The organism is candidate division KSB1 bacterium (genome assembly GCA_022566355.1).
Taxonomy (GTDB): domain Bacteria; phylum Zhuqueibacterota; class JdFR-76; order JdFR-76; family DREG01; genus JADFJB01.
On the sequence record JADFJB010000167.1, the window covers coordinates 1 to 7,325 of the forward strand.

8 protein-coding genes are annotated in these 7,325 nt (G+C 38.2%); 3 read left to right on the forward strand and 5 right to left on the reverse strand.

What is annotated here, in order from left to right:
- The first annotated feature begins 127 nt into the window (after positions 1–127).
- Entirely contained in the window at positions 128–658 is a 531-nt protein-coding gene (locus IIC38_19145; GenBank protein ID MCH8128043.1) for a T9SS type A sorting domain-containing protein, read from the forward strand.
- Between the two features lie 124 nt (positions 659–782).
- On the opposite strand, the gene nth is transcribed toward IIC38_19145, so the two are convergent.
- Together nth and sfsA are read right to left on the reverse strand one after the other, a co-directional pair.
- Positions 783–1,448, reverse strand: a complete 666-nt coding sequence (gene nth / locus IIC38_19150) for an endonuclease III (GenBank protein ID MCH8128044.1) — start codon at positions 1,446–1,448, stop codon at positions 783–785.
- 2 nt (positions 1,449–1,450) lie between these two features.
- Complete coding sequence (sfsA, locus tag IIC38_19155; protein MCH8128045.1) at positions 1,451–2,146, reverse strand: DNA/RNA nuclease SfsA; 696 nt, start codon at positions 2,144–2,146, stop codon at positions 1,451–1,453.
- 213 nt (positions 2,147–2,359) lie between these two features.
- Here sfsA and IIC38_19160 point away from each other — a divergent pair, with 213 nt between their 5' ends.
- Together IIC38_19160 and plsY are read left to right on the forward strand one after the other, a co-directional pair.
- The gene (locus IIC38_19160; GenBank protein MCH8128046.1) at positions 2,360–4,168 is read left to right on the forward strand and encodes a DAK2 domain-containing protein; all 1,809 of its coding nucleotides are present in this window, start codon (positions 2,360–2,362) and stop codon (positions 4,166–4,168) included.
- A gap of 4 nt (positions 4,169–4,172) precedes the next feature.
- Complete coding sequence (gene plsY, locus IIC38_19165) at positions 4,173–4,802, forward strand: glycerol-3-phosphate 1-O-acyltransferase PlsY (GenBank protein MCH8128047.1); 630 nt, start codon at positions 4,173–4,175, stop codon at positions 4,800–4,802.
- A 10-nt stretch (positions 4,803–4,812) separates the two neighbouring features.
- On the opposite strand, the gene IIC38_19170 is transcribed toward plsY, so the two are convergent.
- The 3 genes from IIC38_19170 to IIC38_19180 all read right to left on the reverse strand — a co-directional run.
- Positions 4,813–5,379 carry a metal-dependent hydrolase gene (locus IIC38_19170; GenBank protein MCH8128048.1) on the reverse strand — a complete coding sequence of 189 codons (567 nt, stop codon included), beginning with the start codon at positions 5,377–5,379 and terminating at the stop codon, positions 4,813–4,815.
- A gap of 73 nt (positions 5,380–5,452) precedes the next feature.
- Positions 5,453–6,355: an HD domain-containing protein gene (locus tag IIC38_19175; protein ID MCH8128049.1), complete on the reverse strand. Its 903-nt coding sequence runs from the start codon at positions 6,353–6,355 to the stop codon at positions 5,453–5,455.
- 193 nt (positions 6,356–6,548) lie between these two features.
- Positions 6,549–7,325 (reverse strand): tetratricopeptide repeat protein (locus IIC38_19180; protein ID MCH8128050.1); only part of this gene is annotated, 777 nt, incomplete at its 5' end.

A 7,325-nucleotide genomic window follows, 5' to 3' on the forward strand; every position in this document is an offset into this window, starting at 1 on the left:
CGGATGCCAACATCCCTGATGAAGAGGAAGATGGTGATGATGATGCCGGGAGTTGGGATAAGGAACTGTAGAATGATCTTTCAGTGGTCGTTTCTGGGTCGGTATCATAAGACAAAAAGCGTTGGTGTTGGCGGAGGCTAACCTTGCAGCCTTTGCTGATACTGATAAAGAACCCATGAATCTATTAACCTTATTTGATATCAGTCTATATGGTTTAAGGAATAAAACCGAAGCTGCAGCCATTCTGGCGCAATATGTAAGTAAGTATCCGAATGACATAATTACAAAGCGACTTCAAATCGAACTGGATAAAGCAACAGATGAAGCCAGTGGGAAATTATTGAACAGTCCTGAAGTAGCGGCGAATTTTGAATCTGTGGCGAAATTTGAGCTGCTGCCAAACTACCCCAATCCATTTAACCCATCCACAACCATTCTATTCGAATTGCCACAAGAAGAGTTGGTTGTCCTGCGAATTTATAATTTAAAAGGCCAGCTTGTAACAGAGCTTGTCAATGAATTGAAACAAGCGGGGCGGCATTCTGTTATATGGAATGCAGAAGATCAATCCGACAGATTTGTTGCGAGCGGCGTTTATATTCTAACTCTGGAACTTGGCCGACAAAAATTTACCCGAAAGTTGATGTTGGTTAAGTAAACTGTTATTGTCGCGATTATTACATAATTGAGAAATAAGAACAGCCCGGGTTCTTTATTAAGGATCCGGGCTGTTTTTTCCTATGCCATTTTTCTGTCCCTATGATTTTTACCCCTTGCACGAATTACACACCCGTTGACGATGGACAAATATCCTGCAGAAAACAATGAGCACAATCCGGCCTTCTCGCAACACAAATGCCCCGCCCATGGTGGATTAAATAATGTGAAAACAGGGTCCATTGCTCTTGCGGTATTTGTTTGATAAGATCTTGTTCGATTTTAACCGGATCTGAATGTTTAGTAAGTCCCAATAGATTCGATATTCTTTTTACATGGGTGTCTACTACAACGCCTATGTTTTTGCCAAAAGCATTGCCAAGTACCACGTTTGCTGTTTTTCGACCCACCCCGGGTAATATTGTCAATTTTTCCATCATATCAGGAACTCTTCCATTGAACTCATCAACTATACTTGTAGAGGCAAGCTTAATATTTTTGGATTTACTGCGAAAGAATCCTGTGGATTTAATAATATCTTCGACTTCTGCAATCGGTGCTTCCGCCATACTTTTTGCATCCGGAAATCGATCAAATAATATCGGGGTCACCATGTTCACACGTTTATCTGTGCATTGAGCGGATAATATGGTCGCGACCAACAATTGAAATGGATTATTGTGGTGTAATGCACAATCAGCGTCAGGATAGTTCTGTTTAAGTCGAAAGAGCAATTCTTTAACGAATTCTTTGTTGTTGTTTTTTGACTTTTTTTGAATTTTCGTTTTCATCATTAAATTTCCACAGGTATGCTGGTTGTAATTTCAATACTTTGATGCGTAACTTCTGCCTGATAAGCGTAAATTTCAACTCCTTTTTTTTGTGCAGTTTTTAGTATCTTCGAAAAATCCGGATCAATATCCCAGGCTGGAGAAAATACTGCTGTATCATTTCTCTGAATCACAAAACATACGACTGCTCGGTATCCATTTCGTGTGCTTTCAATTAACTCCCGCACATGTCTTGCACCTCTTTTTGTAACGGAATCAGGGAATAATGCTTTTCCATCTTTCTTCAAGGTAACACTTTTAATTTCCACAATACATGGCTGACCATTCCCCCGCAGCAGGAGATCAAAACGGCTTTTCTGACCAACATTCACTTCTCGTTTGATATCATCATAATCTGATAGCTCTGCAATGATGCCCTTATTGATAGCTTCTTCAAGGAGTCGATTGGTCCTGTTGGTATTAATTCCAACTAAGGTTTGATTTGCCTCAACAAGCTCCCATGTATATCTCAATTTCCTTTTCGGATTTTGAGAATCTGAAACATAAACCTTACTTCCTGATTCAATCAATCCCAACATGCTACCCGGGTTTGGGCAATGGACAGTGGTCTCCCGGCCATTGGCAAACTTTACATCTGCTAAAAACCGCTTATATCTTTGAATGAATGTTCCTTCAATGAGGAGATTTTCAAATTCCATTTACTCTGCCAGTAAAGTCAGTTATGTTGTCATAATTATCACCGGATTATAAGTTAAATGAGATTCAATTAAAATCAAGTTCAACACTTCGTAATTTTGAATTCTGCTAATTCATTTCATTTTAGAACGAAATCTCTTGATTTTCCCTAGAATAATCCGTAATGTAAGTTTTATTTTGCATATAACCTTTATGAAATAAAAGATAAGAATGTTATGAGAATTACCTATTTAGACGGAAAACGATATAGCCGTGCAGTTTTGGCTGCTTCACTATGGATCAATGAAAAACAGCAGAGGCTCAATGACATAAATGTATATCCCGTTCCGGATGGGGATACGGGAACGAATATGGCCTCTACGATGGTTTCCATAGCCGAATCCATTCGAGCTAATAATTTCAGTGATACGATTGAAATCGCAGGAGACCAGGTTGCAGAATCTGCTTTGAATGGCGCCCGGGGTAATTCCGGGGCTATTTTAGCTCAATTTTTTTATGGATTATCAGAAGGGTTTAAAGGGCAAATTAAAGTTTCCACCAAGCATTTTGCTGACGCTGTTCACCGCGCTGTCGAAAGCTCTTATGAAGCGCTTTCCCATCCCAAAGAAGGCACTATTCTTACAGTTATTAAAGACTGGGGAAATCATATAAAACAGATTGCACATAAGACACATGATTTTTCTGAATTGATGCATTCGTCTTTAGCGGTTGCTAAACATTCGTTGGAAGAAACACCAAAAAAGTTGAAGGTGCTGGCAAAGGCTTGTGTGGTTGATGCCGGTGCACAAGGATTTGTGTATATCCTTGAAGGAGTTTTCAATTTTATCAAAGATGGCAGCTTGGTGAAACTAAACCAGACCCAATTCTCCGGTTCGGATTTTGGCTCCAATGTTGCAAAGTTCACTTATTCAGCGGAAGAAATCACTTTTCGCTATTGCACTGAATTCTTCTTGATAGGAGAAAACATTCCAACAAAACTTCTGCGAAAAAACTTGCAGGAATTTGGCGATTCCTTAATTGTGGCCGGCTCTGAAAAACGAACCCGCATCCATATTCATACGGACCAACCTCGCCAGGTTTTCGATTTTGTCAAAGAGTATGGAGAAATTAAAGATCAAAAAATGGATGATATGATGCAACAGCATTACGATATCCATGATAAGAAACATACCCATTCTTTGGCACTTGCAACCGACAGTTCGTGTGATCTGCCCAAAGAAATTCTGAAAAAATATAATATTCATACCGTTCCTCTCAGAATAACCATAAATAAAACAGAGTACGTGGATAAAGTAACTATCCAGGCAGATGAATTTTACTCCCGACTCATGGAAGCTGAAGAGTTTCCCAAGACTTCACAGCCGGCTCCTAAAGATTTTCTAAGGATATTCCAACAACTAGCCAGAACGTATGATGCAATCATTGCTATTCAAGTTTCAAAAGCCCTAAGTGGGACGTATCAATCGGCTTTAACTGCTTCAAAACAAATTCCCGGCACTGATTTTAAAATCATCGATTCGAAATCAGTAACGGTTGGTCTTGCCCTGATTGTGCAAGCTGCTGCCGAGAAGATTGAAGAAGGGATTAAGATCGATGATTTAGTGCCCCTGATCGAGAGATGGGTTAAGAATTGCAAAATTTTCATAAGTCTTGCGACTGTTGAATATTTAATTCGAGGCGGAAGGTTAAGCAAAGGCAAAGCGATGGTTGCAAATGTCTTAAATTTACGCCCAATTCTTTCGATTGGCACGAATGGAAACGTAAAGAAAGTTGCGTCAGCAAAACCAGGAATTCCCTCGCAGGAAAAAGCTCTGGACTTGCTTTTTTCAGAATCTAAAAAAATGATAGCTCCAAAATTTGCAATTGCACATGTAGAAACCCTTTCCACAGCCGAGTGGTATCACCAAAAAATTCTTGCCAGATACCCAGATCAAGAAATCATAATTATGCCTGTATCGCCTGCACTTGGCGCCCATGCCGGACCTGGCGCAGCCGCAGTCGCTGTTATGGATTTAGGTGATTAATAAAATGTACTCTTTAATTCTAATCATTTTCTTAAGCTATTCGGCTGGCTCAATTCCAACGAGTATCATCATAAGTAAGATTTTCTTTGGTTTTGATATTCGGACTAAAGGCAGTGGAAACGCAGGAGGCACCAACGCATTTCGTGTTCTAGGTTGGAAAGTCGGTATAATTGTTATGCTAGTTGACATTGCTAAGGGAATTTTAGCCACCTATACTATTTCACAATTACGAATAGATGATTTACCATGGGACCAGATATATATCCAAATGCTTGCGGGTACTTTTGCAATCGTCGGTCATATCTGGACTGTTTTCGCTGGTTTTCGTGGTGGAAAAGGTGTGGGAGCAGCAACTGGTATGCTAATCGTACTTTATCCTTCTGCGGTTTTAATTTGTCTGGTAGTTTTCTTAATCGTACTAATAACAACCAGATATGTATCGCTTTCCTCACTAAGCGCCGCAGTGACTTTACCATTGGCTTTAATATTTCTAAACGTAACGTATGATTCTACCCTATCCCCACCCCTTTTAATTTTAGCCGTTTGCGTGTCGATATTGATCATTTACACGCATCGGTCTAATATCCAACGATTGATCAATGGCAATGAAAATCGAATTAAGAAAATATTTTAAATTGATGATTTTAATTTGATACACTACGAAACTTTGAGATCAATTTCTTAACAAGAAACAAGAACAAGCCTAAAATAGCTGCAATTACTACCTCGACAAAAATCGCAATAAAATTATGCTTCCGGAATAAACTCGGGATAAATTCATTAAGATCCGAAGACCTGCGTATATCCAAAAAGATTGATACATCAGACAGATAATAACTTTCCGATAAAGGCCAAAAAATGGGTAGGCCATAAGGTAGTCGAGTGTCGGCGCCAAAAAAATCAGAAACAATATGCAACAAATAAAATCCCAAAAACCATAAGGAATAGGATGTACTATCCTTTTTTTTTATGAACCTTGCGAACACGAATAAAATGAGAAAAAGTATCCCTGAAATCGCAAAACTATGACTTATTCCCCGGTGATACCGATTCGGATCTCCCTCTAAAAATCCAAATATAAAATCAAAGTCAGGTAAGTTTGATGCGAATGCAATCAGAAGAATCGTAATAAATGAAAACCGCCACGGGTGTGGTCTAAATTGTGCATAAAATGCTAGCCCTAAAAGGGTATGTCCTATTGGAGAAGGCAATTCAAAATATATGGTTTAACAAAGATTTGTAATTTGACGCAAAACCAATAATTCAATCAAATTACGCGGGAGATTAATTTAATTGGCTTGCGTCTATAGTTGGTTTTATAGGAATTAGATTTGATTCCAATTTCTCTAAACTCGATGACTTGAGTTTCTTTTCGAACCAATAAACAATATCAAGCGGTAATGAAAATATTTGATTCAACTTGGTGAGATGATCTAACGCATTTTCAAGACTAAATGCAGGACGAAAGGGCCGACTGCTAATCATAGCATCAAAAATATCCATATTGAACAACATCCAGGCAATTTCATTAGCCTTTTCTTTATTCCTGCAATCGGATGAATTTCTCAGTTCACCGGGGCAATGATGAAATAAAATTCCATTACCGATCTCTTGGTTTTTGCCCTGGTTGTAATATCCAAACAAAATATAAGAAATCAATGGATGCTGCTGCATCAATATTTCTTCATCGTCTTTAAATTGCTGGCTGGAAAATAATATCGAATGTGGGAGGCGAGTTATACCAATATCATGAATGAATGCTGATTGTAAATAAAGTTCCAAGTCCTTTTTGGCCAATCCCATGTCCAATCCGTATTTTGCTACAAGCGATGTAACAGCCAAAGTATGACGATAATAATAACCAAAACGTTTTAAGACATTGAGTTCTTGCAAAAAGACAAAGGGTAATTGTATGCTTCCAAGTAGGTTCAATACCTGGTAAAAATCATCTGTGTTTTTTCGCAGGAAGGAATATTTTCCATCGGAAATTAATTCACTCAGATGATCATATATGGGTGTTTCGGAAATGTTTTGCAAACAGCTTCCAGATGCCAGCTCAAATTTCGGCAGCGATTCACAACAGTCTTCTGTTAATTCAAAATTTGGTTTAGCGATCATATTTTGATCCATTGCAGTAACAAATAAGAAAAGTTTTTTACCAATTGTTGTAGATTTTATTAAGCTCATATTTTTATAATATCAATAATCCGTAATCTATTTATTGAATATTTTATCGGCTGATTCACGGCATTCTTAATACAATTAATGAAGAGCGAGTATAAATCATTATGGGATAAACTTTGGGTGCTTAATATACTCATAAAAAAAGGCCTATTAAAAAAATAGGCCTTTAATATTTCTGATATGGAATTAAAATTAGTTACCGCGACCCACCTTGATTGCGCTTGATTTCTTCAATCTGGTAGGTAGCAAAGTCACGCCAATTGTTATCTTTTTTGGCAAGCTCGAATTGTTGAATCGCTAAAGAGTTATTTCCTGAATCCCTATAGGCTCTTCCTGCTTCGATGTGGGCGGCGGCAAAAAATCTCCTCTGGCCTTTTTTAATATTTATACAACTCATAGCTGCATCCAAAGCCTCTCTTGGTTTGCCAATATCATTTAAAGCTTTTGAAAGCCTATAATAGCAATCCGCCATATTTGGATTCGCATAGGTCGCTTCTTTAAATGCCTGAATCCCTTCTGTAGTTCTGCCGAGCTCCATTTGAGAAATTCCAAGAGCATTATAAGCCAAAGCATATTTTGTATCTTCTGCTACTGCTTTTTGAAACAATTCCACTGCTTTCTTATGATCTGGACGATTTTGCTTCGCATAGATAGAACCTGATCCATATAGCGCTTTGGCATTTGTTGGTTCTAATTCAATCGCTTTTTCAAAACTTGCTTTTGCTTCCGGTCTTCGTCCCAGACGTTGTAATAAATTTCCTTGGGCCACATACACTGTTACATAGTTAGGATTTAAACTAATTGCTTTTTCATATGCTTCCAAAGCCTCCCGTGGTTTACTATCTCTAGAATAGGCTAACCCTAAACCATAATAAGCTTTTTCGAATGCTTCATCTATTTGAATAGCTTCATTGAATAATCGAACGGATTTTGAAGATTGCCTCTGTCGCAAGGCTTGAAATCCATCATTTAC

Excerpts from the sequence above, each read along its gene's own strand:
- nth (MCH8128044.1), bottom strand. The coding sequence starts at position 1,448 with ATGAAAACGAAAATTCAAAAAAAGTCAAAAAACAACAACAAAGAATTC.
- sfsA (MCH8128045.1), bottom strand. The coding sequence starts at position 2,146 with ATGGAATTTGAAAATCTCCTCATTGAAGGAACATTCATTCAAAGATAT.
- IIC38_19160 (MCH8128046.1), top strand. The coding sequence starts at position 2,360 with ATGAGAATTACCTATTTAGACGGAAAACGATATAGCCGTGCAGTTTTG.
- plsY (MCH8128047.1), top strand. The coding sequence starts at position 4,173 with ATGTACTCTTTAATTCTAATCATTTTCTTAAGCTATTCGGCTGGCTCA.
- IIC38_19175 (MCH8128049.1), bottom strand. The coding sequence starts at position 6,355 with ATGAGCTTAATAAAATCTACAACAATTGGTAAAAAACTTTTCTTATTT.